This is a genomic window from Bradyrhizobium arachidis (assembly GCF_015291705.1).
GTDB lineage: Bacteria > Pseudomonadota > Alphaproteobacteria > Rhizobiales > Xanthobacteraceae > Bradyrhizobium > Bradyrhizobium arachidis.
Map to the genome: position 1 here is coordinate 6,107,674 of NZ_CP030050.1, position 23,169 is coordinate 6,130,842.

A 23,169-nucleotide genomic window follows, 5' to 3' on the forward strand; every position below is an offset into this window, starting at 1 on the left:
TCAAACTCGTTTGCGCGGACGGCTCTCTCCGTTCCGCGGTCTTCTCAGCCCGGACTGCGCGCCGTGACCTGCATCACGATCGGCATCGGCATTTCCCTCGGCGGCGGCTCGCGCAAGGTCATGCCGCTGAGGACCTGATCGCGGATCACCGCGTCGAGCTCGCTGTTGCCGGTCGAGGACACCAGCTGAACGCGGGTGATCCGGCCGGTCGCATCCGGCCATAGCCGGACCCTGACCCGCATCACGGCGTGACGCGTCTTGTCGTTCGCGCGCAGCGCGGCCTCGATCTGCGCCTGCACGATGCTGGCGTACCAGCCCCATTTGCTGCTTCCGCCGCCACCACCGCCGCCGCCTCCGATGAGGCCGCCCTTGCCACCCTTCAGCGTCCCTGGACCCGTGGTGTTGGCTTCGAGCGATGGCGGACTGTCGTTGGCATCGCTCGGCGCATCCGGCGGTGCTTCCTTGGGGATGTCGATCGGCTTCTCCTCGATCATCTCCTGCTTGACCGGCGTCTGCTCGACCATCTTCTGTTCGGGCTGTTGCTCCGGTGGAGGCGGCGGCGGAGGTGGAGGTGGCGGCGGCGGCAGGATCATCGTGACCTGAAGCTCGTTCACCTTGCGCGGCGGATTCTTGTCGCCGCTCATCACGACCATGATGCCGCCGACCATGAGCGCAACGACGAGCAGACCGCCGCCGCCCAGCAGCAGATAGCGCCGCCAGGCCGGTCCCTCGCTCTCGTTGCTGTTGTCGCGCTGGTCCATCGGCGTCACATGCAGCCAGGTTCACCGCGCCACCGGCTTCGTCGCCATGCCGACCTGGGTGAAGTTCAGGCGGCCGAGCATATCGAGCACGTCGACGACGTTCTGGTACTGGGTCTGGGCATCGCCGCGCACCACGATCGGAAACTCCGGCGTCAGCGCGCGCTGTTGCACCAGCCGCTGCTCGAGCTCGGGCAGCGTCACGGGGATGGTATCGAGGAACAGCTTGCCGTCATTGGCGACCGTGATCGCCTTGGTGGTCTGCTGCGCCAGTGACGGCGCTGCGCTCGCCTTCGGCAGGTTCACCTTCATGCCCTGCACCGTCGCCGTGGTCATGATGATGAAGATCACCAGCAGCACGTAAGCGAGATCGAGCATCGGCGTGATGTTGATGTCGTCGTACGGCTTGCTCTCGGATTGGACTTGCATGGTTTCACTCCGCCGCCTGCTTCACCGGCTCGTCCGGCAGTTCATAGGACTCCGCGATCCGCGTGATGAACTCGTCGACGAAGACCTGCATCTCGCTGGAGACGTCCTTGATGCGGATCGTCAGGTAGTTGTAGGCAAACAGCGATGGGATCGCGACGCCGAGGCCCGCGACGGTGGCGACCAGGGCGGCTGCGATGCCTGGCGCAATGGCGTTGACGTTGACGTCGCCGCTGGCCGCGATCGCCGCGAAGGTGATCATGACGCCGACGACGGTGCCGAGCAGGCCAAGGAACGGGCCGCCGGAGATCGCGATGGTGAGCATCACCATCAACCGGTTGAGGCGCTGACTCTCCCGCACGAAGCCGCTGTCGAGCACGGCGCGGATCGATTGGATCGCCTGCGGCGACAGCCGGCGATAGCCACCACCCGCAAAGCGCTTGCGAATTTCCTGCGCGCCGGCCGCGAATATGCGATAGAGCGGCGCGGCATGCACCCATTTGCGCTGCTTCTTTCCGAGCTCGCCGCCGAAGCTCGGATCATTCTCCTGACTGTCGAGCTGAAGCAGACCGCTGATGTCGGTCGAGGTCTCTCGGAAGTGCTTGAGAAAGATCTCGTTGCCGCGCGCAACCCTGTTCAGGTACGAGACGCGGTCGACCATGACGTACCAGCTGATGAACGCCATGATCGCGAGCAGGCCGATGACGACCCAGCCGTCGAGCGTCACCGAGCGCAGGATCACGCCGAAATAGCCGCCGCTGAACCAGCCCGAGGTTTCCTCATCGACGCTGAACGAGATCAGCTTGGCCTGCTCGGGCCCCTGCCCGATCGCCGCGAGCTTGATGAAGCCGGCTGGGCGCGCAATCTTCGCGATCTGGAATTCATCGATGTCGCCGGCAAATCCGGCAGCCGCGCCGACCGGAGCCGGCGCCGGCGTCTGAGCAGCATCGCCTGCGGGCGCGGCCGGATTGGCCGCAGCATCCGCAGCCGGAGCCGCTCCCGCGCCGCTGGCGGCAGCACCGAGTTGCGCCCCACCGGTCATGGTGGGCAAGCCAGCCGCGAGCGCTGCGGTCTGATTGCCGTCGACATAGAGCGTGATCTGGCCGCCCTTGGCCGTGAAGGCGACATGGTGCCAGGTCGCGGCCGCGATCGCGGCGCCGCCGGCGGCGCGCTGGGTGTTGCCGCCGTTCGCGACCTCGACGAACGCGACGCCGTTGTCCAGTCCGACCGTCAGCCCGTTCGCGCCCTCGGTGCGGGAGAACAACACGGCGCCCGGCTGCGGCGCGGTCATCTTGACCCAGATCGACCAGGTGAGCTCGCCGCCCTCGGCGACGACGAGCGACGGCGAGCCTGGAAGCGTGAGCGCAGTCTGACCGTCAAGGCGCGCGCCCTGCCCGATGATGGCACCGTCGGCCGCAGGCACCGCGTTCTGCGCGGAGTTCGCCCAGGCCGTGATGTCCTGCGCCGGCGTCGCGCGGTCGTTGAAGTGATAGACCAGCAGCGTGTCCGGATCGTAGGTCCCCTTGGCGTCGACTGCGGCCGGCGCCTTCTGGTTTCCGTAGTAGAGCCAGATGTCGTTCTTGGTCCCCGGCTTCAGATCGGGAACGCTGACCCACACCAGTGCCTCGCCGAGCAGCGAGTCGTATTTCTCGACATGGTGCTTGAGCGGTGTCTTGTCGTCACCGGCGACGAAGCGGAGATCGCCGCCGTCCTCCTTGGCCGCGCCAAAGCGGAAATTGCCGACGTGGAGCCGGACCAGGATCGGCGTCGTGCCGATCGCGTCGCTGACGCCGGCACCGGACTGACCGGTGTCGATGGTGATCTTCTTGCGCAGCGTCCACTGATCGTTCCACCACGCCGATGCCGGGCTCGGCCACAGCGCCGCGAGGAAGACGAGAGCGAGCATCACCGGCGCGCTCAGGCGAAATCCGGGACGTGATCCAAAACGAAGGAGCGACATCTAGAATTCTCCCCAGACCCGAAAGCTGAACCGCGGATGATTGGCGACGGTGACCTGCTGGCTGGTCAGCGGAACGCCGACGAAAACGATGCTGTTGAGATAACGAAGCGTCTTCATGCGCATGCCGACGCCATAGCTCGCCAGATCGAAATGCGACTGCTGGTCCGTCAGTGGCTCGTGGATCCTGGCATTGCCGCCATCGACGAACGCAAAGAAGCGCCAATCGTCGAACGCGTTGTACTTGATGGGATCGCCGAGCGGATTGGGCAACTTCTGCTGCATGTACTGCGCGAGGTTAGGCGTGCGCAGCTCCAGCGTTCCGGCGACGCCATAGTCGCCGAGCACCTCGGATTCGAGATAGCCGCGCACTGTGTCCTGGCCGCCGAGGCTAAACTGCTCGCTGGATACCAGCGGCTGATCCGCCGCCTGGCCCTGGAGCTTGGCGTAGAGCTGGAAGCCGCCGGCGAAATCCTGGGTGTGCGAGATGTCGGCACGCAGCGTGATGAAGCTCGCGGTCGCGTCGAAGCGCTTGGCGTCGAACTCGTCGCGGTTCGAGCCGATGCCGCGCAAGCCGGTGGTAACCGTCGCATTGAGCTGCGTGAGATGCCCGTCGCCCTGCCAGGTCGCGCCGTAAGTGCCGACGAGCGGCACATAGGTCACGGGGGAGCTGAAGGCATCGCTGCCGAGCTGGAGCGTCTGCTTGAAGTCCTTGTAGTCGACGCCGAGCGACAGCGTCTGGAACAGATCGCCCCTCGACGGCAATGTCAGGACGGCGCGACCACCGACGACCTGGCCGGGACCAACGACGTTTGCGCCTCCGACCGTCGCCACCGAGCTGTCGGAAACGAGGCCATAGACGAGAACGCTGAGCCAATCGATCTCCGTGCGCGCCAGATACGAGCCGGAGACGACCATCGCGTCCTTCGGATTCATCGGCGCGACCTGGTAGGTCCAGGTCATGGAGTGGCCGAGCTGCCAAAGGTTGTCGTAGTGCATTGAGACGCTGGCCCGCAGCGGAGTGGTGCTCGGGCTCTGCTTGTTGTTGAGCTCGATGCTGCCATGCAGCGGATAGGTGTCCTCGACGTTGAGATCGACATCGACCGTTCCCGGCGCGACACCCGCCCGCAGCGCCGGCGTGATGCGCCGGTCCGACCAGCGATTGAGTGCGACGATGTCCTTGGTCACGTCCTGGAAGTTCGGCAACGTTCCTTCCTTCAGCGAAGGAGCGTTGTCCTTGATGTTCTTGAGGTCGAAATAGCGGGAGCCCTTCACGCGCAAACGTCCGACCCGGTTCTCGGCGACCTTGAGCACGATGAAGCCGCGCTGCGCATCCTGCTGGGGGACGGCCACGGTCACGGTCTGAAGACCCTTATCGTGATAGGCCTTCTCCACCGCGGCGCGCGCCTTCTCGACGTCCTGCGCGCTCTTGTGCGGGCCGAGAAAAGGATAGACCGCGGCCTCGACCTCGATCTGCGGCAGATTGTCCGCTCCTTCGATGCGAAACTCGTCGATGTCGAAACGAGCTTCCGGAGCTGCCGGCTTTGCGGCATCGGCGGCACCTTTGGCCGGCGCGGTCTCTGCCGGCGCGGCCGCAGGCTTTGCTGCAGCAGGCTTCCCGGCATTGGCCTCGGGCTTCGCCGCCGCCGGTCTCGCACATGTCGCGCAGATCACCAGACCGCAGATTGAGAGCCGCAAGACGCATGCGACGACCGCCCGGCCTCTCCGTGCGGCGCGCAACCGAAGCGGCGTATGGCGGCGTGCGCGCCTCTCGTGCAGATCACGCGAATTCACCTAAGCCTCGATTTCATGCTCGCATTGCGGCCAGCTCGTCGCTGCCGCATAGATATTCGGACAGCCCGAACCAACCGGGACAGCCAGTCGGCCGGGCCTTACCCGATAGACGTCGCGCTCGCAGTCGACGCGAAAAGATTCTCGCGCTCATCGCACGACGCTTCGCTTGATGTGATGATTCCTCGCAACATAACGCAACTATCGTGAGATGATCGATACTCAATAACAACTCGTCACATTATCGTTGTGCGGCCTCACTACGGTCCCGCAAAAATTCGGGGCTTAAAAAAATTCGGGGCTTAATAAGTGGGGCGTAACATGACTAACGATAGCATCTCGAGCCTGCGCAGCTTGCTGCTCGCCGAATATGTCGATTTCGATCGGCGGCTGACGCGCCGTCTCGGCTCGCCCGACCTCGCCTCCGAGGCGCTCAACGAGACTTATCTCCGTCTCTCCGGCATGCGGGAAATCGGACCGGTGCGCAGCCCCAAGGCCTATCTGTTTCGCATCGCGCTCAACATCGCCACCGATCGCCGCCGCGCCGAAAAGCGCCGCCTCACCGCGGACGAGGTCGACAGCCTGCTCGAGATTCCCGATGACCGGCCGGACGCAGCTCGCGTGATCGAGGACCGCTCCGAGGTCGAACTGCTCAAGCGCGCGATTGCCGAGCTTCCAGAGCGCCGGCGCCGCGTCCTGATGATGTCGCGCATCGAGGGATTGCCGAACCGGGAGATCGCCGCACTTCTCGGTGTGACGGTTCGGACCGTCGAGACCGATCTCAAGCAGGCAGTCGAGCATTGCGCCGACCGCCTCAAACGTCCCGCCCGCAGCAAATTCGGTTTTCAGCGCGTTGCATCGTCTCACCTACAGAGATATGTCGATCGGGGCCATCCGCTCATGACCGGCATGGGCGGGAAAGCGCTGGATTGTGACGAAGCGAAACCATCAGGTCGATCACTTAGATCCCTTAATCCGTGAGGCACTGTCGTGGATCCTGCGCCTCAAGTCGGGCGAGGCCACGATTGCGGACGCCGAGCAACTGATGGATTGGCGCGGCAAGAGCTCTGCCCACGAGCACGCCTTCCGTGATGCCGTGAAATGCTGGCAGGCCATCGGCCAGGCGCTGGCGACCAGCCGCCCGGCCCCCGCCGCCGTGCGGCGGCGGCGTCCATCGCGAAGCAAGAAGCGCGCATGAGACGACAGGCCTGATTTCCAGGCCGCCGGTCGTCTTCAGCAAATATCCTGTTCGGCAAATATCCTGTCAGCGCAGATCGGACGGCGACTTTCGCTCGGCCGCGCTGCGCAGGCGCGTATTGAGCTCGGCAAAGTTGATAGCGCCTGTCCCCGACAGCACGCGACCGCGCGTGGCTGCCCCGGCCGGAGCCCGGCCGAGCGCAGGAGATCGGCCGAATGTCGGCTGCGGCACGGAGCCGGTGACCGGAACGCCGTTGGCGGTCAGATGGGCGCGGACACGCGTGCAGTACTCGACCGACAGAAACGAAAAGCGCGTCTCGCCATGGCCGGCGCGATACTTCATGGTCGCGGTGCAGAGATCGCCGTGAGCGAGACGCCAGGCTCCCGCGAGATAGCGGACACCGTAATGCACATTGACGTCGGGCGTGGCAAGCTCCGCTGACGTTCCGGTAAAGCCCATCATCCGCGCGGTCGGCAGCATCACCTGCATCAATCCAACCTCGCCATCCATTCCGACCACGGCTGTATTGTAGCGGCTCTCGACCGCCATGACGGCATCCACGAGGGCGGGCGGAAGGCCGAAGGCGAGCGATTCACGCTCGATGAGCTGGCGGTATTGCGCCCGCCCGGCGCGCCAGTCGCGGCCGAACAGTGCGCTCGTCCGATACGTGGAATTGGCGTATGTGGAGCCGGCGAGAAGCGGATTTGCCGGCGGAAAATCGGCGGCCGTGAGCGGTCGCGGTGCAAACGGCTCGAGCACCAGGGGTTCGAGTACGCTCTCGTCCGTCTCCGTTGGGGAAGCCGTGACTTCGCTGATCTCCTGCTTGCCGCCACTTTCGTCGTCTTCCGCCCTCGCCTGCCCGTTCAGAGCGATGAGCAGACACAGCGCGGCCGACGACCACAATCGGCATGTGGCCCCAATCGACGTCGCGCGCGGAGACGGCTTCGACATCATCGATGCGGCAGCACGTTCGAAATCGGCGGCGGACGATAGGGAATGACGGAGCGACCGTAGTTCGAGCCGTATTGCTGGCGCACGGCTGCTTCATTCGCGTTGCCGACCCGCACGTCGGACGAGCGCGCGTCGATCGGCGGCAGGTTGAGCGTCGGATTGACCTTGTCCACCTCGCGCCGAAGCTTCTCGTTCAGACAGCCGAACGCGCTGTCGCCTCCGATCTGCACATCGACGCAGCGATGAAGCGTCGAGCCGCTCGGCTGGCCGCCGATGACCGTGCTCTCACGCCGTTCAGCCGGACCAGGCGACTGAGCCATCGCCGAGACCGTCATGACGGCGACGACACAGGCGACAAGCCCGCTACCGCTCGCAAATCTGAACCCTGATAGAGCATCGCCCATGCTGCGAAGCCTCCAATAGCCAGCGCGCTTTTCTCTCGTCGCCCCGCGTGGGGACAACATTGCCGACCAGCCGATACCGTATGAGAATCCCACATTATCATAACTCGTCGAAACCGACTTGTCTCGATATGAAACGAGGCACTCCCATCTGTACCCGCCGTCGCTCAGAGCTTGCTTCGAACCACCTTGATGTCATTGACGAGGGTCACTCCATCGTCGGCGGTCACGACGGCGGTGTTGATGAAGTTCAGGACCTTGGTGATGTCCGCCGCCGGTGCATTGGCGGCGTAGAGCACGTCAAACGGACGCATCTGCATCTTGGTGGCGACAAAATACCCCGCCGGGTCCTGGAAATTGACGTTGAACACGACCGGGACGGTATCGCCGTCGTATTTCGAGCAGTCGATCCCGAGCTGCTTTGCCACGTCGCGCGGCTCGCGGCGGTAGAGAAAGACCGAGGCAGGGTCGGCCTGCAAGTCGAGCAGCCCGCCGGCCTTCGCGACCGCCTGGGTGAGATTGATGCGCCAGGCGTCGAAATTGAACTCGCCCTGCTGGCCGGTCGCGCCAAAGGCAACGAATTTCATCGGCTCGCGATAGAGATAAATTCGATCGCCCGGCTGCACGAAGATGTTGCTCGCGGGGAAATAGACCAGATTGCCAAATGGCACCGTGGCGCGCTTGCCGTTGCGCTCCAGGACCACCCAGGTCTCCCAGCCGGCGCCGCTGATGCCGCCGGCGCGGGTGATTGCATCGGTGATCCGGTCCTGCGCACCCGCCGCCGGCATGGGGAAGCGCACCGGCGTCCTGACCTCGCCGAACACGCTGACCAGCGACGACCGCTGCTGGCTCGATGTGACGACGACCTGCGGATCGATCGCACGCTTCTTGATCTGCGCCAGGATATCATCCTGGATCTGCACGTTGGTGCGTCCCGCCGCGCGTATCCGGCCGGCATAGGGCACCGTGATATTTCCGTCGTTATCGACGGCCTGATCGGGGAGGCTCACGAAATTGCCCGGTCGCACGCCGGCCTCGAGCGGCACGTACAAGCCGCCGGCGGAGGCTTCGAAGATCGTAACGCTGACGATGTCGCCGATGCCGAAGCGAATGCTCGAGGGAGGACGACTGTCGGACAGAGCTCCAGGCAATCCGCTGGGTTCGAACTTCTCGAGCAGATGCACGATGTCGGGCGTCAGCTTGACGACGGCGAACGGCAGCACGGTCGTATTCTCGGCCTTGACGTCGATGCTGGCCGGCCCTGACATCGAAATGAATCCGCAGCCACCGAGCAGAGGGGAGCAGATGAGACAGCATGCGATCGCCAGGTAGTTTCTCAATCGCATGACCGTTTCGTACCCAGCCGAAGTACCGTTCGCCGCGCGTACACGGCGCGACGGCACGCTCTCCGCAGAGAAGCGCGGATCAGAATGTGGTTCCTGCTTCATAGACGCCGCACGCGCGGCGACCACGAAAACAAGACGCACAACATTGTTCGGAGGGTGCGTGCGGGACGTCCCGCATGGAGCGGCCGCAAAGGAAGCCGCCAGCGCGGCGCGCAAGGATGCGGGCGGTGGGGCCCGCCTATCGGCGAGCACCAGTCCGATCAGGTCCGCTTGGCTGTCTTGCCTGCCGGTCGCCGCGGCCGCCCATGCGGCCGACGGCGCGAATTAGCCGACCAGAAAAGTCTTGGCCGTCACACCACGGACAGCAGCTCGCGCAGGCGCGCGATGTCGATCCGGGTTTCCTCGACCATGCGCATCAGTAGCGCGTTCTCAAGCTTGAGGTTTTCGATGCGGCGAAGTCTGCTGCTTTCGTCTTGCTTCAGACCGAGGCTGTATACGTTCTCGTTCGACTCTGAACACGCGGACTTTAGGCAAGCCAAATCGATCGCATTTGTCGCGCGCATTTCAACCCCCAAAAACTACAAACACAGACTCGGCTTTAAACGTCTGCACAAGCAGCAGCCCACTGCCCGCTACGCGATGCCTATTTCCCATCCTTGTAAGAATGTTTCTTATCGTTGCTGTGACCAACATTAAAAAATGACTTCAAATTTAAGATGGAAAGCGGCCGTTATGTTGGGCGAAAGGCGGTCATTACGTGGCAAGCGCAACAATCTCGGACGAGTTGGCTTTCGCGTCCCGGCAGCATTACGCGGCCGTTGGTCGCACCAGCGGCGCAGCTTTCGATGGGCTCCAGCATCGCAATCCTGCATTCGCCTGCGTCGAGCTGTTTCGTGCGCATCGCTAAAAGGCGCGGGTCTGCGCGTCAACCCGAGTTTCACCTAGCGAGGCCTCTGCTGTATGCCCGGACTTCCAGGTGGTTGGGGCACCTGTAGTGCGCGTTGAACGCCAGCGCTCGTCAATGTTTGAAGCGAGCCTGTCGCTTTGATTGCGTTGACGAGAGCCGCTGGCGGCGACGATGCGGCGGACGCTGTCATTGCCGTTCCCGGAGCGGCCATTGGCGCGGCCGTCCCGGCAAGCATTGGTGCGGATGGCCCTGGCTTGAGATCGGGGGGTGCCAAATCGAGGATCGCATTATCCAGCCCCTTCGCCAGTTCGACTTGACGGGGGCGGACACTACGCAGCGTCCATCCCCGATGGTCTTCGCCCGCCTTCAGGCGCAGAACTTCCTTGCTTGCGGAATCGATGAACAGGCCAATCCGTTCGCGCGACCCTGCAACTGTGCCAAGCAAGGAGAGCTCGGGCTTCTCAGGTTCTGGCGGCTTGGGGGGTGGACCGACCGGCGCCGCCACGGGCCTGATCATCTCCAGCGGCGGCGCCGGACGCCGCGACGGTGCAAACAATGGCTGATCGCGCGAAGCCGTCAGACGCGCGAGAGGAATCGCCCATAGCGGATTGCCGCTCGTGATGTGCTCGACCGGAGGCGCAGTCGTAACAGCAATCGCACTCGGCTGCGACGCTGGCGGCGCAGTGCTGGCGGGTGCCGCCACAACCGGCCTCGGTGCGAACAAATCGCCGCCGCTCTGATCGATGGTCTGGGCATCGACCGTCAGCGGCGCGTTCGTGGCCAGCGCTTCGGCGTTACCGATCAGCACCAAACCAATCAGCAAGGCCAGAGCGCGCATTTCCGCGCCTTTCTCCAGGGGGAACATGGAGGCGAGCAATAACGTTTGCATCTCTCGTAATTGTGACATTATCATCATAGCGCTAACATAACGATCCGATCAAGCGACATCGAAATGCGACATCCGACAGATAACGAGCGCGCGCCGGGCGTCTGCTGAGCCCCGCATTGTTCATTTCTGGCCCTGCCGCTGTCCGGACACACCAAGCAGCACACGCAGCTTGCCGCCCTGCGTCGACGCCGACGGCGCCTGCACGACCAGCTCGTCGACAAACAGAAACGGCATTCCCGCTTCGAGATCATACAGAAGCGGCTGGAGCTGGGCGGGATCGATCTCAAAGTTCGAGGTCGCCGTAATGAAGCCTGCCTTGGATTTCGAGCCCTGAACATCGACCTGGGACGACAGCGTGTTGCCGTTCACCCGCTTCGTCGCCGTCACGAGGCGTTGCAGCAGCGCGGCGCCGGCAAGCGAGGCGGTCCCGCCCTCGATGAATGGCGAGCCCGGCGGGACACTGACGGCAGCCTGCGCCGCCGGGGCACGTCCCGGACCGCGCGCGTCCAGGCGCTCGAGGATTTCCAGGGCGGCCCCTGCCGCTCCACGTCGCTCCAGGACGTCGAGCGTCGTGCTGATCGTGATGAACAGGAACATCACGATCAGGGCGACGTAGGCGGCCGCCGCCGCGATCGGAAATCGTACGAGAAGGGATTCAACCCGCGGCATGCTGATCATGTACCGGACCCGAAATAAGGCTTGAGCTTGGCTTCGATGTGAAAACGCTCGCCAGACTCGTTGGTGGCGTGCGTCGTCGGCGCGAAGAAACCCGCGCTGGAAAAGTGTGGTGACTGCTCCAGGATCGAAATCAGCGATGGCGCGTCGCGGGTGACGCCAACGATCTGCAGTTTGTCGCCCTCGATCCGGACCTCGGTCGCGTAAGTATCCTGAGGCAACAGCGCCGACAGCGCTTCGATGACGAGCACGCTGGAGGGCGAGCCCTGCTTGCGCCGGATCAACAGGTCGAGCGGGCTGCCGCCCGAGCCGGCCTGATTGCCGCGCATCACCGCGCGCCGTTCCGCGATCCGCTGCTGGGTTCGCTGCTGCTGCGCGTCGTAGGAGTCGGCGACGAAACCGCCGAACCCGAGCGACAGCATCGCCAGCAGAGCAGTCGCTGCGAGACCTGCGACCAGGGCGGTGCGGACCCGGCGATTTTCCGCCTGCTTGCCGCTCCGCTGATCGAGGACCGTAATCCGGCCGTGCTCGGGTGTCCCGGTCACGATCTCGACGCCTGCTGCTCCCAGGTCGGAGAATGCCTGCACGAGAGACGAGGCCGCGGCGCGTCCGGTGGCCACCACCGTCGTTTCGATGCGGTCGCCGGCAATGCCTTGAGGGGGCGTCCAGTGGAAGAGCGCCTCGCTGGGGGCCCAGGGCGTGATGCGATCAATCTGAGCACGAATGATGCCGTCGAGGAACTCGGCGGCGCGGCTCGGCAGCTCGATGGGGCGGAAAACAAAGCGGGACGGCTGCAGCCGCAACTCGACCACGCCCCCCCGCACCGCGGCCGCCCATTGCGGCGAAAGCGGACCGCTGACGGTGCCATCGCTGACGTCGACGCGGCAGGGGGAGAGATCGCCGTCTGCAACCTTCGTTCTCGGCGCAAGACGCATGGAGAAGGCGCCGGACTCGTCCTCGGCGACTTCGATCCGGCGAACCGGTTTCACATTGACGAGCCGCGCGCTTACGACAGCGGCAACAGAGTCGATCCATAACGACAACGCTGCCGTGATTTCACTGACGACGCTCATCTCTGCGCCCCTCCTGTCGACGGGTCGATCTCGTCTCGCCATGTGAACACCCGGTAGGCGCTCTTCGTGCCTCGATCGGGAAGCATGATGACCCCTTCCGACCTGCTGTCCCGGCCGTCGGGAAGAATGATGCGCATGCGAATGCGGTAGGCATTGCCTACCGCCACCGTGGCGCCGGCCACCCTGCCGCCGAGAATACCCAGGACGAAATCCGGATCGTTCGAAGACAAGGAGTCGCGCTGATTGAGGAATGCATCGGCCTTCGCGGAGGTCATGTCGGGAAGCGCGGCGAGGACTTCCGGAGCGGCCTCCAGGACGTTGATGCCGGCCATGCCGCTGTACAATGTCAGGTACGGCCGCGCGCGCTCCACCAGCTCCGGAGGCATTCCCATGACGAGCGAGAGCTCGTCGATATTGCTGAAGGCTGCGTGGCGCGGCCGGTACTTCAAGCCGGCAGCGGCGTAGCGGGAGTCCTCTTCGTCCTGGAAATTTTGCCTTGGCGGATTCCGCCACGCCGCCACCCGATCGGCAAGCTGGCCGGCCGCGTCCGACCCGACGCCGAGGGCTGCAAACAGGCCCGCGATAAAGGATCGAGGCGCCATGTTCAGATTGATGCGCGCCGCCTCCGACTGGTACTCGACCGCTACCCTTGCGTTCGCGAGCCGGAAGGTGAAGCTGCCCCGAGATGGGCGTGCCTCCGGCGCGACACCGGAGAGCTGGTACGCAGCCAGCTCGACGCCTCCCGTCGATATCATTTGCAGCTGCGTGGCTGCATCGAACGCGCTGAGCGCGATCGCCGATTGCGTCATGTACAGCGAGCCCACCAGAATCAACCCGGCCAGGGCGGCGAGCAGCCAGAGCGTCGCCACCACGATGAAACCGCGCTCGCTCATCCTCAAGCCGACCTTTGAACGGTTCATGGTCACCTGACCCCGATGGCGTTGTTATTTGCCGCCTGGCTATCGCCAGGGCGAGCATCACTGACCGGCTCCGACTGAGGTGCCGCCGTGTTGGCGCGGACGCGCGTTGCGGTCGAAAGCACGATCGCTCCTTCGGCGTCATGAAGGTCGAAACGCACCGTCGTCGGCAGGCCTGCCCAGGCAGGCCAATTGGCGAACCAGTCACCACGAGGGCCGGCGTAGGCGAAGGTGATACGAAGCGGCGCGCGCAGCAACACGACGGGGTCCCTGAACGGTATCGGATCGACCGCAGGATCACCGCTCGGCAGCAAGACGAAGGGCGCTTGGGCCCGCACCAGCGCCCGCCCGGTGCGATCGGCCGTCTCGGCAATGCGCACGATCTCCAGGCCCGGACGGTTGTTCGGGCCAAGCGCCGAGCGCACGAACACGATCGAGGACTCATCGCCACGGAACAAGGCAGCGGTGCTGTCCCGGTTCGGCGTCACAAACTCGGCCGCAGACAGGTCCGCGGCCAGGCGATCGAGGGCGATCGTGACCTGCTCATTGCGCTGAGTCTGGAGCAGGCCACGATTCCAGGGTGGCAACCATCCTCCTGTCACGCTTGCCAGCACGCCGAGAACCAGCCCCATCAGCGCCAGGGCGACGAGAGCCTCGAACATGGTGAAGCCCGCATTCGACCTCCACATCCGAACGAGCGACGGGCTCATTGGCGCCCGTCCCGATATTGCAGGCGCACGGTCTCGAGCGCGACGATCGCCCCGGTTGGCGATTGCACGCGCAACTCGACTCGCTGCGGAACAAACGGCGAGTCCGGAATCGCCGTGTCCGCATCCACGAACGGCGATATCCGCATCTGCCAGCGATAGCCGGCTTCCCGGCCCGCCAGTTCAGTCGGAAGCGGTTGGCCCTCCTGCGGCAGACGGGACGCGATCAGACGCGCCGTCTGCATCAGCGCGGTGTGCTGCTCGAGCTGCTGCGCGCCGCGTACGTTCCGGGCCACCAGCGAGCCGATTGCCGCCAGCACGATGGACAGCATCGCGAGCGCAACCACCGCCTCGATCATCGTGAAGCCGGCCTCACTGTGCCGCCTGGACGACATCCTGCGCGACAATGTCCACCCCTCCCGTCAACCAGTTCACCCGCACGTCGAACCCGCTGCCGAACCGCGTCAGCCGTATGACTCCGCCGCAAGACATTCCGCTCGGCAGAAACGTAATGGCCGAGGCAACCTCCCGACCATTGCAGCGCTGCGGCAGCAGCGCATCGAACACGACGTCGTCCGGCACCTTGACAAATCCCGCACGCGAGCCGGCCCGAACGGTTCGCCCGGGCGCATCGACCACGGCGCGGACCGAAAGCCGGCGTCCCATCGCCGCATTGCGGTCGGCCTTCAGCAACGTTGCGATCTGGATCGCGTAAGCTTCCAGCTTGGGACGCGACGTGGCCAGCGGCATTCGCGGAAGCGAGATCGCGACGAGCAGCGCCGTGATCGCGAGAACGCAAACCATCTCGAGCAGGGTGAACCCCGCTTCCCCGCTGTCGAAGCTACTTCGCCGCCGAGGAGATATCTCCAGCGGTTCCCGTCCCGCCTTCCTGGCCATCCGAGCCGAGCGAACGAATTTCGTAAGGGTCCCTCTCGGCGGGTTGCTTGTAGACATAAGGGTTGCCCCATGGATCATTGGGAACGCTGCCGCCCTTGACGTAAGGTCCATTCCAGGACGCCACGCCGCTCACCGGATGCGCGAGCGCGCCCAGCCCTTCCGAGCTGGTCGGGAAGCGGCCGGCGTCGAGGTAGAACAGGTCGAGTGCGCTGCTGAAACTCTGGATCTGGATCTTGGCCGCCTTGACGCGTGACTCGCTGAGATAGTTGAGCACCCGCGGGCCGACCAGCGCCATGATCATGCCGATGATGGTGATGACGACCAGCATCTCGACCAGCGTAAAGCCCTCCTCACCGCGACGGCGCCGACGCCGCCCCGGCGAAGCGAACAGGCCCCTCAGCGAAAAGCCGATCATGCGCCTCCTCCCCTGCTCATCCGACAACTTGAGTGACCGACAGCAGCGCCGTCATGACCGACACGATCAATCCGCCGACGACGACGCTGATCAGGACGATCGCCGCCGGGCCGATGATGGCGACGACGCGATCGAGCTGCCGCTGCAGCTTCTCTTCGTAGAATTCCGCGACGCGGCCCGACAGCGTCGGCAGCTGGCCGGTCTCCTCACCAAGCCGCAGCATGCGCACCGCGACCGGTGGCAGCACGGCCGAGGCGGCCAGGGCATCGGCGAGCCTGCCGCCGTGACGGACGCGGTCGGCCATCGCCGCCCATGCCGGGACGTCGCCGGTTGCTGTCATGATGTCGACCAGGATGCGAAGCGTTGCCGTCAGCGTCACGCCGCTGCCGAGCAAAATGCCGAGATTGCGCGAGAACAACGTGGCCCGATGAAACTCCACGACGGTCGAGATGACCGGCAGCCGCGCCAGCTGGGTCACGACGCGGGCACGGACGGCGGGCCTCCGCCACGCCAGCCATCCGCCGATGACGGCAATGCCGACCACCGCGCCAACCTCGAACCCATGGCCGCGCAAAATGTCGGAAAGCGCAAGGAAGACCTCGATCACGGGATCGGTCTTTGCGTTGAAGTCGCGCAGCACCGCGGAGAACTGCGGTAGCACGAAAGTGACGAAGAAGATCAGCACGCCGCCGGCCGCGAGCAGCACGAACGCGGGATATTGCAAGGCTCCCGTCACCTTGCGGCGCAGGGCCTCGGCGCGCGTGCGCTCGGCCCCGAGCGTCTCCAGGATGTGGTCGAGCCCGCCGGACATCTCGCCGACCCTGACCAACGCGACATACATCGCCGGAAACAGCACCGGCTCGCGCGCGAGCGCTTCCGCAAAGCTCTCGCCGGAGAGGATGGAGTTCTTGATGTTATTGATGACCGGACGCAGCCGGCCGACATCCATGTCGTTGGCGAGCAATTCGAGGGCGTCGTTGAGACGCGCGCCCGCCTTCAACAGCAACGCGAGGTCACGGGTGAAGATGGTGACGTCCGCAGGTCCCGGCTTCGACAGTGACAGCGAGGCCAGCGACAGCGACCATCCCTTTGTTTCCTCCTCAGGGCCGGCATCGATCGCGACCAGACCGAGATATTCGATGCGCTGCGCGACCTCGGCGAGATCAGCCGCGGAGATCGAGCCGGAAACGACCTCGCCCTTCTGGGTCAATGCGCGATAGCGGAAGTTCGGCATCTCGTCACCTTACGGTGGTCACGCGCAGGATCTCGGCCGCCGAGGTCATGCCCGACAGGCATTTGGCAAGGCCATCCTCGATCATCGTCGTCATGCCGTTGCGGATGGCGACCTTGTCGATGGATTCCCAGTCGGACTTCTCATCGAGCAGCGAGCGCACTTCCTCGTTCATCTCCAGCACCTCGAACACACCGATACGGCCGCGGTAACCGACGCCGCCGCAGCGTTCGCATCCGGCGGGCTCGAAGATAGTGTTGCCGACCGCAAGGCCGACCGCGGTGTAACGCGGGTCCGCCTCGACGTCGGCCTGGCTCAACGGCCGGCTGGTCTTGCAACGGTCGCAGAGCTGGCGCACCAGGCGCTGCGCGATCACCGCGCGGAGCGTCGAGCGCAGCAGGAACGCCTCGACACCGAGATCGAGAAGGCGCGGGACGGCCGCAGCCGCCGTCTCCGTGTGCAACGTGGTGAGCACGAGATGGCCGGTGAGCGCAGCGTGGATGGCGACGTGGGCCGTCTCGGAGTCGCGGACCTCGCCGACCATGATCACATCAGGGTCCTGGCGCACGAACGAGCGCAGCGCGGTGGCGAAGGTCAGCCCGATCGACGGCTTGGCCTGGGACTGGCAGATGCCCGGAATCTCGTATTCGACGGGGTCCTCGATCGTCAGGATCTTGCGGGTAGGCTCATTGAGCAGCGACAGGACCGTTGCGAGCGTCGTCGTCTTGCCGCTGCCGGTCGGGCCGGTGACGATGATCATGCCGTGCGGCAGCGCCAGCATGCGCCGCAATTTGCTCTGGTCGCCGGCAAGAAAACCGAGCTTGTCGATCGACAACAGGGCCCGGTCCCGCGGCAAGAGACGGATGACGGCGGACTCGCCGTGCTGTGTCGGCATGATCGCCACGCGAACGTCGATCTCCGAGCGCGCGGCCCGGACCCGCGCGCCACCGTCCTGCGGCAGACGACGCTCGGCGATGTTGAGACCGGCAAGGATCTTGATGCGGGAGATCACCGCCTGCGGCGGAACACCGTTGGGCGTCGCCACGTTGCGCAGCAGCCCATCGACGCGCATCCGCACGATCAGCGACGTGCGGCCCGGCTCGATGTGGATATCACTGGCGCGCAGCTCCACCGCAGTCTCGAACATGTCGTTGACGGCCCGGACGACAGGGGCGCCACTCGCCAGGTCGCGCAGATTGTCGATGTCGTCGTCCTGAACGGTGGCGCTGACGGCGCTCTCGGCGCTGGCACTCTCCTCCTCGCCAAGGCGCTGGTCGAGCACGGTGGCGATATCCTCGAACGAGGCCACCTTGATCGTGGGCGGCGCGCCCAGCACGATTCCGGCCGCTTGAATGGAGGCACGGTCGGTCGGGTCGGCCACCACGAGGACCGGCGATGCGCCGGCCGGCTGGCACGGGAACACGGCCATTTCCCGCAGGAAGCGGCGCGAGAACTGCTGCGACCTGGACTCCGCCGCCATCATGTCTTGAAGCGTCAGGCGCGGAAGCTCGAAGAAGAGCGCAACTTCGTCGGCAAACTCGCTGGCCGACAATTCGCTCATTTCCCACAGCTTGCGCAGGCCGCCTTCTGCAGGCCCGGACCCGTTCAGCCTGCCGAGCTTGTCCGCGTCCGCCTTCAGGCCGGCCGTTCGGCTGAAACGAGCTGCGAACTCATGCGCATTCGGGGAAGCCATGAACGTCTACCGGAAAACTCTGACAGCCGCTCGAAGCGGCGAGCGCGCCGTTTACCGTACTTATTCGATTGGAAATGTGACGTTATGATCATCCACATTATCAGCGCCGACGATTCACAACATAGGTGCAGTCGACAGCCTTGAAATTTCAGCGCGATTTCCGCGGATCTCAAACGCCGATAACATTCAGATTACGATCGTCGCGTGACCACGCAACGTTTGTAACACATGGCTGTCACAGGAGAGAGTTAAGCAAACGGCATTCGGCTCGACCCACCTTAGAAGTGGCAACGGGCGGCGCGTGAGTGAGGCAGTCGGTGAGCCGAACAGCATTCCAGATCGGCTTGTTTGTCCAATGCGCGATGATCTCGGTGCTGCTTGGATCTTGCAACACGGTGGGCAGCATCGCCGATGCTGACAACAACAGGGATCCTGACGTCTTCGACAAGGTGCGCTCGGTCGACCTGCTGCCGCGTTATCCGCAACAATTGCCGCAGCGGCAGCTCAGCACCGGTCCCAAGGCCAAGACTGCGATCTACGCCGCGGACCCCGGTGAAGATGCCGCGACGGCCACCTCGGCGCAGGCCGCAACGACGAGTGCGGACAAGTTCGAGCTGAATTTCGACAATTCGCCGATCGCATCCGTCGCCAAGATCGTGCTCGGGGACATTCTCGGTGTCGGCTACGTCATCGATCCCCGCGTCCAGGGCAATATCAGCCTTTCGTCGGGGCGGCCGATCCCGAAAACCGACGTCGTGTTCGCGCTAGAGAACGCCCTTCGCCTCGTCGGCGTCGCGCTGGTTCGTGACGATACCGGTTACCGCCTGATGCCCCAGGCCGACGCGGTCGGGGTCGGCACGGCGGATGCGGCCGATCGCATGACGCCCGGCTACGGCATCACCGTGGTGCCGCTGCAATATGTCTCGGCACAGACGGTCATCAAGCTGGTCGACAGCTTTGCCACCAAGCAGGGCATGATCCGCGCCGATACCAGCCGCAACCTCATCATGATCCAGGGCACCGGCAGTGAGCGCCGCAACGCGGTCGATCTCGTGCTCAGCTTCGACGCGGATTTCCTCAAGGGACAATCTGTCGGCATCTTCCCGGTGCAGAACAGCAATCCAGGCCCCATCATCGTCGAGCTCGAGAAGATCGTGGACTCCGGCGAAGGCGGGATGACGCAGAACCTCATCAAGTTCCAGTCAATCGCGCGCATGAACGCGGTGCTCGCCGTGACACGCAAGCCGGAATTGCTCCAGCGCGTCGAGACCTGGGTTCGCCGCCTCGATACGACCAACACGGGGCGATCCGCGGTTCACGTTTATCGCGTGAAGTTCGGCGATGCCAAGCAGATTGCACGGGTGCTGAACGACGTCTTCGGCGGCAGCAGCTCGTCGGGAGCCTCGTCATCGCCGCTGGACAGTCCGGCTGGACAGGTCGCACCCGGCTCCGGCGCGTCGGCAAGTTCGAGCGGCGGCTCCGCGCTCAACCGGCTCTCGGCTTCCCCTACGGGCCAGTCGTCGGGGTCAGGAGGGTTCGGATCGAGCGGACGCGGCTCCGGCAGCTCCGGCAGCGCAATGACAGCAGATGCCTCGTCCGGCAATCAGGCGAGCTACGGCGCGGGCTCGAGCGCGCAAGGCGGCGGCAGCCTGTTCGACAATTCCGCCTCGAGCCAGAGCGGAGGACGAGGAGGACCCGGCGGAGCCGGTGTTCTCGACGGCGTTCGCATCACTGCCGACAGCGTCAACAACACGCTCCTGATCTATGCGAGCCAGGAACAGTACCGCACCATCGAACAGACGATCAAGGAGGTCGACCAGCCCCAGCTTCAGGTGGCCATCGACGCCACCATCGCCGAGGTGACGCTGACCGACGATCTCCAATACGGCATCCAGTCCTACATCATGAGCCGCGATCTCGGTCTCAAGCCCAACACCGGATCGTTCGGCTACAACGGCGCAAGCGCAGTTGCCGCTGCGGCAACCGACGTGGTGCTTCAGCGCGCCATCCCCGGCTTCAACTTCCTGGTCGGCTCCGCGCAGACGCCGAGGGCGGTGCTCAATGCCCTGCACGCCATCACCGACGTCAAGGTGCTGTCGAATCCGTCCGTGGTCGTGATCGACAATCAGATTGCGACGCTCCAGGTCGGCGACGAGATTCCGATCCAGACCGGCAGCGCGACGGTCCTGACCGGCAGCAACACGATCGCCAACACGACGGACTATCGCAGCACCGGCATCATCCTGCGCGTCGTGCCGCGAATCAATGCCAACGGCAATGTCCGGCTCGACGTCGAGCAGGAGATCTCCAATCCCGTCAGCAATTCCTCGTCGGGCTCCTCCTCGACCTCGACCAATTCGCTGACCCCGACGGTGTCGACCCGCAAGGTGCGCAGCTCCGTCGCGGTCGCCAGCGGCCAGACGGTGCTGCTTGCAGGCCTGATCAGCGACAGCCAGACCAAGTCCCGTTCAGGAATTCCGGGGCTGGACCAGATTCCCGGGCTCGGCGAGGTCGTGTTCGGGCAGACCGACAAGCAGGTCAAGCGTACCGAGCTGATCATCTTCATCCGCCCGCAGATCATCCGCGACGGCGCCGACGCGCACTTCGTCGCCGAGGAGCTGCGCACCAAGCTGCGCGGCACGATCAATGCGATCGGACCGAAGCAGACCGGCCCGACCACGTACCGCTGAGCCTCCGGCGGCCCAACTACCCTCCGTTCTAGCCAGCGCGAGCGAGATCATGTCGCAGTCGACGCTCACCCCACAGGGGTTTACCTCGCACATGCGTTATGTATAACATAAAAATAACATAACGAGACGGTAGCAACGCTACACGCATCATTTCCGGTTTGATCCGGAACGGACGATCGCGGTAAGCGGAATTTGGAGATGCGAACGAATGTCTCAGGCGGATCGAGCGAAGACCCCACCGAAAGCGATGACACGTCGCATGATTTTCGCCGCGGCGGCCGCACTTGCGGGCTGCGGGGTCGGGCCCGCCCGGGCCTATTACCACGGCAAGAACTGCTTCCTGAAAGGCACTGGGATCGCGACGCTCACGGGCGTTCGCAGGATCGAAGACCTCAGCGTGGGCGATATCGTCCCGACCGCCTTCGGCGGAGCACGGCCGATCGAGTGGATCGGGCGATTTCGGCGGACCAGGCGCGATGCAAGCAGACCGTGGGACCAGCATGCGCGTCCCGTCCGCATCGCTCGGGGCGCGCTCGCGCCAAATGTCCCTTCGGCCGACCTGTTCGTGACCGGGGGGCATGCGTTGCTGATCGACGGCGTGTTGATCCCGGCGGAGTGCCTGATCAACGACACCACGATCTCGCGCTACCCGGCTCATGAGCATGACGAACTGGAATTCTTCCATATCAAGCTCGATAGCCATGATGTGATCTATGCCGAAGGCGCGCCCTGCGAGTCCCTGCTGCGCGTCGACGAAACCATGAGCAACGCGTCGAGCTATCTTCGCGAGCACGGGCAAACGCGGGACGAACACTGCGCGCCGATCGTCGGCAACGGCCTGCGGGCCCAGATCAAGACTGAGGTCAAAGGCCTGCTGTCGCCATCGCGGGGCGAGCGGCAATTGGACCTGGTCCGCGCCCGGCTGGACGCCCGTGCGGCCGCCCTCGCCGCACAGCTGCCGGAAGCGGTAGCCTGACATCGATCATAGACCGCCGGGGCCGCACTTTGCGGCCCCCTGATCGCGATGTGAGAGCCGCCCTCCGGCTGGCCGCCCGCCTGTGATTCCATGCCGGCCGACCAAGGCCCTCGGCGACGCCCAAGACCAATGCAAGCTGTGAACCGACCCGGGATATCCTTGTGGATAGCCTGTGGAGAAGTCACGCCAAAGCGCACCCCGCCAACCCGGAAACATCAGTAATTTCAAATGTTGTGCGCTCGGAGGGCTGCTTCGCTCAGATGTGAGGGTGGTCAAAATGAAAAACTGGCCTGTAAACCAGCGCTATGTTTCGAGCAGCGCTCGAGCGACTTGCTCGTCAGTGATCAGAACGTGACAGAGCTTGGCACGGATTCCGGCGCGGATGATGGCGAGCTTCTGGCGGCCGCCGGCGGCAAGCACGATCTGGGGGACCTTGAGAAGCTCTTTCAGCGGAGGATTGACCACGCGCGCTGCCAGATCATGGACAATCAACCCGCCCTCCGCATCGAGATAATGTCCGCAAATGTCGCCGACCGCCCCCGCATCGAGAAGCGATCGCCAAACTTTGGGATCAATGAGGCCATACTCCAGCGCCTTCGAGCTTTCGGACAAATCGACGGCTGCGAGCAGCGCCATATCGAGATGAGGAACCATCCCCAGCACAGTCTGCACTGGCCCGCTGGCGACGAACGCGTCCCTGAGCACTGCCGTGTCGGCGAACATCGGCGCGGTCACGTAATAGCACACCGCATCCAGAGCCCGCGCCATCATCGCTGCATTGTCGTATGGGTTGATGCGGGTGCTCTCTGCCAGCCCGCCGCATAAGAGTACGACGCGATTGCCGCCGCCACACCGCCGCTGCAGGTTCTGCGCGGCCGCGTTGATCGTGCCGCCCCAGTTGATGCCGAGGGTGCCCGGCTCGGGCAAATGCTCGGACACATAGTGGCCGGCTGCTGCGCCGATGATGGGCCGCGCGTCTCCTCCGTCGATTGGCGATGGCACGACGATCGCGCGACGCAGACCAAATCTCTCCACCAGGCCGCTTTCGAGCGCTCCAAAAGCGCTCACCCCACTGTTGATGGTGATCTGCACGAACCCCGTGTCGCGCGCCTCCGCCAGGAGGCGATTCACACGCTTGCGGGTCAGCTGGAGGTGTTGGGCGATCGCATCCTGGGTTTGCCCCTCCTTGAAGTAGTGCCAGCAGACCCGCGCCATCAGCGCAGAGTCCGCGGTGTTCTCGTTTTCCGGTTTGTTGGATTGGTCCAGCACGT

The 23,169-nt window shown here is 64.5% G+C and carries 23 protein-coding genes; 4 read left to right on the plus strand and 19 right to left on the minus strand.

Annotated elements, in window-relative coordinates:
- Positions 1 to 44: 44 nt before the first annotated feature.
- From WN72_RS28530 to WN72_RS28545, 4 genes are read right to left on the minus strand one after another with little or no spacing between them, the layout of a single operon-like run.
- Positions 45 to 761 carry an energy transducer TonB family protein gene (locus WN72_RS28530; protein ID WP_092217350.1) on the minus strand — a complete coding sequence of 239 codons (717 nt, stop codon included), beginning with the start codon at positions 759 to 761 and terminating at the stop codon, positions 45 to 47.
- Positions 762 to 782: 21 nt separating this feature from the next.
- Positions 783 to 1,187, minus strand: a complete 405-nt coding sequence (locus WN72_RS28535; RefSeq protein ID WP_027559757.1) for an ExbD/TolR family protein — start codon at positions 1,185 to 1,187, stop codon at positions 783 to 785.
- Between the two features lie 4 nt (positions 1,188 to 1,191).
- Positions 1,192 to 3,144, minus strand: a complete 1,953-nt coding sequence (locus WN72_RS28540) for a DUF2341 domain-containing protein (RefSeq protein WP_092217351.1) — start codon at positions 3,142 to 3,144, stop codon at positions 1,192 to 1,194.
- Positions 3,145 to 4,839 carry a ShlB/FhaC/HecB family hemolysin secretion/activation protein gene (locus tag WN72_RS28545; protein WP_244553805.1) on the minus strand — a complete coding sequence of 565 codons (1,695 nt, stop codon included), beginning with the start codon at positions 4,837 to 4,839 and terminating at the stop codon, positions 3,145 to 3,147.
- Between the two features lie 414 nt (positions 4,840 to 5,253).
- Between WN72_RS28545 and WN72_RS28550 the strand changes: the two genes are divergently transcribed.
- Positions 5,254 to 5,913 carry an RNA polymerase sigma factor gene (locus WN72_RS28550; RefSeq protein ID WP_092217352.1) on the plus strand — a complete coding sequence of 220 codons (660 nt, stop codon included), beginning with the start codon at positions 5,254 to 5,256 and terminating at the stop codon, positions 5,911 to 5,913.
- The gene (locus WN72_RS28555; RefSeq protein ID WP_159073930.1) at positions 5,864 to 6,130 is read left to right on the plus strand and encodes a FecR/PupR family sigma factor regulator; all 267 of its coding nucleotides are present in this window, start codon (positions 5,864 to 5,866) and stop codon (positions 6,128 to 6,130) included. The genes WN72_RS28550 and WN72_RS28555 overlap by 50 nt, the downstream gene beginning before the upstream one ends.
- Positions 6,131 to 6,196: 66 nt before the next feature.
- On the opposite strand, the gene WN72_RS28560 is transcribed toward WN72_RS28555, so the two are convergent.
- The 14 genes from WN72_RS28560 to WN72_RS28625 all read right to left on the minus strand — a co-directional run bounded on the left by WN72_RS28560 (position 6,197) and on the right by WN72_RS28625 (position 18,232).
- A complete protein-coding gene (locus WN72_RS28560) occupies positions 6,197 to 7,033 on the minus strand; it encodes a lytic transglycosylase domain-containing protein (RefSeq protein ID WP_244553806.1) in 837 nt (278 codons plus the stop codon).
- Positions 7,034 to 7,080: 47 nt separating this feature from the next.
- Positions 7,081 to 7,485 carry a hypothetical protein gene (locus WN72_RS47045; protein ID WP_244553807.1) on the minus strand — a complete coding sequence of 135 codons (405 nt, stop codon included), beginning with the start codon at positions 7,483 to 7,485 and terminating at the stop codon, positions 7,081 to 7,083.
- A gap of 164 nt (positions 7,486 to 7,649) precedes the next feature.
- Positions 7,650 to 8,750 carry a polysaccharide biosynthesis/export family protein gene (locus tag WN72_RS28570; protein ID WP_092217353.1) on the minus strand — a complete coding sequence of 367 codons (1,101 nt, stop codon included), beginning with the start codon at positions 8,748 to 8,750 and terminating at the stop codon, positions 7,650 to 7,652.
- A 428-nt stretch (positions 8,751 to 9,178) separates the two neighbouring features.
- The gene (locus tag WN72_RS28575) at positions 9,179 to 9,391 is read right to left on the minus strand and encodes a hypothetical protein (RefSeq protein WP_092217354.1); all 213 of its coding nucleotides are present in this window, start codon (positions 9,389 to 9,391) and stop codon (positions 9,179 to 9,181) included.
- Positions 9,392 to 9,769: 378 nt separating this feature from the next.
- Entirely contained in the window at positions 9,770 to 10,624 is an 855-nt protein-coding gene (locus WN72_RS28580; protein ID WP_143130659.1) for a hypothetical protein, read from the minus strand.
- 120 nt (positions 10,625 to 10,744) lie between these two features.
- Positions 10,745 to 11,302, minus strand: a complete 558-nt coding sequence (gene gspM, locus WN72_RS28585; RefSeq protein WP_244553808.1) for a type II secretion system protein GspM — start codon at positions 11,300 to 11,302, stop codon at positions 10,745 to 10,747.
- Positions 11,299 to 12,372, minus strand: coding sequence for a PilN domain-containing protein (locus WN72_RS28590; RefSeq protein ID WP_027559763.1), 1,074 nt, complete (start codon positions 12,370 to 12,372; stop codon positions 11,299 to 11,301). The genes gspM and WN72_RS28590 overlap by 4 nt, the downstream gene beginning before the upstream one ends.
- The gene (locus WN72_RS28595; RefSeq protein WP_092217357.1) at positions 12,369 to 13,292 is read right to left on the minus strand and encodes a type II secretion system minor pseudopilin; all 924 of its coding nucleotides are present in this window, start codon (positions 13,290 to 13,292) and stop codon (positions 12,369 to 12,371) included. Before WN72_RS28595 ends, WN72_RS28590 begins: the two co-directional genes overlap by 4 nt.
- 2 nt (positions 13,293 to 13,294) lie before the next feature.
- The gene (locus WN72_RS28600; protein ID WP_092217358.1) at positions 13,295 to 13,999 is read right to left on the minus strand and encodes a PulJ/GspJ family protein; all 705 of its coding nucleotides are present in this window, start codon (positions 13,997 to 13,999) and stop codon (positions 13,295 to 13,297) included.
- The gene (locus tag WN72_RS28605; protein WP_231164052.1) at positions 13,996 to 14,355 is read right to left on the minus strand and encodes a general secretion pathway protein GspI; all 360 of its coding nucleotides are present in this window, start codon (positions 14,353 to 14,355) and stop codon (positions 13,996 to 13,998) included. The genes WN72_RS28600 and WN72_RS28605 overlap by 4 nt, the downstream gene beginning before the upstream one ends.
- A 13-nt stretch (positions 14,356 to 14,368) precedes the next feature.
- Complete coding sequence (locus tag WN72_RS28610) at positions 14,369 to 14,893, minus strand: prepilin-type N-terminal cleavage/methylation domain-containing protein (RefSeq protein WP_092217359.1); 525 nt, start codon at positions 14,891 to 14,893, stop codon at positions 14,369 to 14,371.
- On the minus strand, positions 14,838 to 15,308 hold the full coding sequence (gene gspG, locus WN72_RS28615; protein WP_092217360.1) for a type II secretion system major pseudopilin GspG: 471 nt from the start codon (positions 15,306 to 15,308) through the stop codon (positions 14,838 to 14,840). The genes WN72_RS28610 and gspG overlap by 56 nt, the downstream gene beginning before the upstream one ends.
- Before the next feature lie 16 nt (positions 15,309 to 15,324).
- Positions 15,325 to 16,542: a type II secretion system F family protein gene (locus WN72_RS28620; protein ID WP_092217361.1), complete on the minus strand. Its 1,218-nt coding sequence runs from the start codon at positions 16,540 to 16,542 to the stop codon at positions 15,325 to 15,327.
- 4 nt (positions 16,543 to 16,546) lie between these two features.
- Positions 16,547 to 18,232: a GspE/PulE family protein gene (locus tag WN72_RS28625; RefSeq protein WP_092217362.1), complete on the minus strand. Its 1,686-nt coding sequence runs from the start codon at positions 18,230 to 18,232 to the stop codon at positions 16,547 to 16,549.
- Positions 18,233 to 18,549: 317 nt separating this feature from the next.
- Between WN72_RS28625 and gspD the strand changes: the two genes are divergently transcribed.
- On the plus strand, positions 18,550 to 20,922 hold the full coding sequence (gspD, locus tag WN72_RS28630) for a type II secretion system secretin GspD (protein ID WP_028146257.1): 2,373 nt from the start codon (positions 18,550 to 18,552) through the stop codon (positions 20,920 to 20,922).
- Between the two features lie 259 nt (positions 20,923 to 21,181).
- On the plus strand, positions 21,182 to 21,898 hold the full coding sequence (locus WN72_RS28635) for a Hint domain-containing protein (protein ID WP_167380945.1): 717 nt from the start codon (positions 21,182 to 21,184) through the stop codon (positions 21,896 to 21,898).
- 303 nt (positions 21,899 to 22,201) lie between these two features.
- Here the strand turns inward: WN72_RS28635 and WN72_RS28640 are convergent, their stop codons facing one another.
- Positions 22,202 to 23,167: a sugar-binding transcriptional regulator gene (locus WN72_RS28640; protein WP_244553809.1), complete on the minus strand. Its 966-nt coding sequence runs from the start codon at positions 23,165 to 23,167 to the stop codon at positions 22,202 to 22,204.
- Positions 23,168 to 23,169 lie beyond the last annotated feature (2 nt).

Bases quoted from the DNA above. Each gene is read 5' to 3' on its own strand.
- WN72_RS28590 (WP_027559763.1), bottom strand. From the start codon at position 12,372: ATGAGCGTCGTCAGTGAAATCACGGCAGCGTTGTCGTTATGGATCGAC.
- WN72_RS28605 (WP_231164052.1), bottom strand. From the start codon at position 14,355: ATGATCGAGGCGGTGGTTGCGCTCGCGATGCTGTCCATCGTGCTGGCG.
- WN72_RS28620 (WP_092217361.1), bottom strand. From the start codon at position 16,542: ATGCCGAACTTCCGCTATCGCGCATTGACCCAGAAGGGCGAGGTCGTT.
- WN72_RS28610 (WP_092217359.1), bottom strand. From the start codon at position 14,893: ATGGCCAGGAAGGCGGGACGGGAACCGCTGGAGATATCTCCTCGGCGG.
- WN72_RS47045 (WP_244553807.1), bottom strand. From the start codon at position 7,485: ATGGGCGATGCTCTATCAGGGTTCAGATTTGCGAGCGGTAGCGGGCTT.
- WN72_RS28550 (WP_092217352.1), top strand. From the start codon at position 5,254: ATGACTAACGATAGCATCTCGAGCCTGCGCAGCTTGCTGCTCGCCGAA.
- WN72_RS28530 (WP_092217350.1), bottom strand. From the start codon at position 761: ATGGACCAGCGCGACAACAGCAACGAGAGCGAGGGACCGGCCTGGCGG.
- gspG (WP_092217360.1), bottom strand. From the start codon at position 15,308: ATGATCGGCTTTTCGCTGAGGGGCCTGTTCGCTTCGCCGGGGCGGCGT.
- WN72_RS28575 (WP_092217354.1), bottom strand. From the start codon at position 9,391: ATGCGCGCGACAAATGCGATCGATTTGGCTTGCCTAAAGTCCGCGTGT.
- WN72_RS28580 (WP_143130659.1), bottom strand. From the start codon at position 10,624: ATGCAAACGTTATTGCTCGCCTCCATGTTCCCCCTGGAGAAAGGCGCG.
- WN72_RS28635 (WP_167380945.1), top strand. From the start codon at position 21,182: ATGATTTTCGCCGCGGCGGCCGCACTTGCGGGCTGCGGGGTCGGGCCC.
- WN72_RS28625 (WP_092217362.1), bottom strand. From the start codon at position 18,232: ATGGCTTCCCCGAATGCGCATGAGTTCGCAGCTCGTTTCAGCCGAACG.
- WN72_RS28570 (WP_092217353.1), bottom strand. From the start codon at position 8,750: ATGTCAGGGCCGGCCAGCATCGACGTCAAGGCCGAGAATACGACCGTG.
- WN72_RS28540 (WP_092217351.1), bottom strand. From the start codon at position 3,144: ATGTCGCTCCTTCGTTTTGGATCACGTCCCGGATTTCGCCTGAGCGCG.
- WN72_RS28535 (WP_027559757.1), bottom strand. From the start codon at position 1,187: ATGCAAGTCCAATCCGAGAGCAAGCCGTACGACGACATCAACATCACG.
- gspM (WP_244553808.1), bottom strand. From the start codon at position 11,302: ATGATCAGCATGCCGCGGGTTGAATCCCTTCTCGTACGATTTCCGATC.
- WN72_RS28595 (WP_092217357.1), bottom strand. From the start codon at position 13,292: ATGAACCGTTCAAAGGTCGGCTTGAGGATGAGCGAGCGCGGTTTCATC.
- WN72_RS28600 (WP_092217358.1), bottom strand. From the start codon at position 13,999: ATGAGCCCGTCGCTCGTTCGGATGTGGAGGTCGAATGCGGGCTTCACC.